Raw genomic sequence first — 1,259 nt, forward strand, 5'->3', positions numbered from 1 at the left:
CAGGGCAATCGCACGTTGAAATCGTTTCGGTCCAAGGATTGCGTTGTGATCGCTGAAGTCAAGCCGCTTTTAGGTTAGTGGCCAGTTTCCCGCACGGAGGTGTCAAGCGATGAACGGACCAGCAGCAATTGTTTCAAAAAGTTTTGTAAATGTTACCGACCCTCGTCTTGAGCGTGGCCATAACCACGACCTGCTCGAAATGATTTTCATTACGCTTACTGCGACCATCTGCGGGGCCAACAGTTGGACTGATGTCGAGCGGTTCGCCAATGGAAAGATCAAGTGGTTCCGCCGCTACATCAAACTAGAGAATGGCGTCCCCAGTCACGACACGTTCGGGCGGGTTTTTAGTCGACTTGATACCAGTGAATTTCTCACTGCGATGCACCATTGGGTCGATCAGTTTGCCGATTCGCTTCGAGGCAAAGGCGTCGCTATTGATGGAAAGGTTCTTCGTGGATCGTTTGATCGAGCCGCTGGCCAAAGCCCGTTGCACACGTTGACCGCTTTCGCGACCGAGACGCGATTGGTGATTCGGCAGTTATCCATCGATGACAAAAGCAATGAGATTCCTGCGGTGCCCAAACTCCTTGATCTGATGGAAATAGAAGGCGCTGTCATCACGCTTGATGCGATGCACTGCCAAAAGGAAACCGCCATTGCAATCACGAACAAGAAAGCGGATTACATTCTGACCGTCAAAGGCAACCAGCAGAAACTCGCAGAAGCGATCGGTGAACGATTTGTTGCGTACGGTGAGTTGGGCAACCAAGTTGCGGGTTTGCGACGTCACGTGACGGTTGAGAAGTCTCATGGCCGTAAAGAACGACGCGAGTATTTCTGCATTGCGATAGACGACGATGAACTTTTCGCTGGTTGGGCAAAAGCTAAAACGATTGGCATGGTCTATCGCCATCGCGAAGGTAACGTCACTGAGCACGACGAAACGATCTTCTTCATCAGTAGCTTGCCGCCGCAAATAAAACGGCTGAGCAAATTCATTCGAGATCATTGGAGGATCGAGAACAGCGAGCACTACGTGTTAGATGTAACTTTTGCAGAAGACGCCAGTCGAATTCGCCGTGGAACATCGCCGGAAATATCAGCTGCAATTCGTCGTATGGCGCTCAATATTCTGCAGCGCGACACTACTGTCAAAGACAACATTCGCGGCAAACGCATGCGAGCCGGATGGGATGATGCAGTTCTTGATGGCATTTATGCCGGATTTAACGGCAATTGAACGTGCGATTGCCCTG

1 protein-coding gene is annotated in these 1,259 nt (G+C 50.8%); it reads left to right on the forward strand.

Annotated elements, in window-relative coordinates; genetic code table 11:
- Positions 1-109 precede the first annotated feature (109 nt).
- Complete coding sequence (locus NB063_RS31905) at positions 110-1,243, forward strand: ISAs1 family transposase (RefSeq protein ID WP_261367708.1); 1,134 nt, start codon at positions 110-112, stop codon at positions 1,241-1,243.
- Positions 1,244-1,259 lie beyond the last annotated feature (16 nt).

Origin of the sequence: Aporhodopirellula aestuarii (genome assembly GCF_023701485.1) — a bacterium.
GTDB lineage: Bacteria > Planctomycetota > Planctomycetia > Pirellulales > Pirellulaceae > Rhodopirellula > Rhodopirellula aestuarii.

What these genes read in the sequence shown, in the direction of transcription:
- NB063_RS31905 (WP_261367708.1), top strand. Translation starts at nt 110, where the DNA reads ATGAACGGACCAGCAGCAATTGTTTCAAAAAGTTTTGTAAATGTTACC.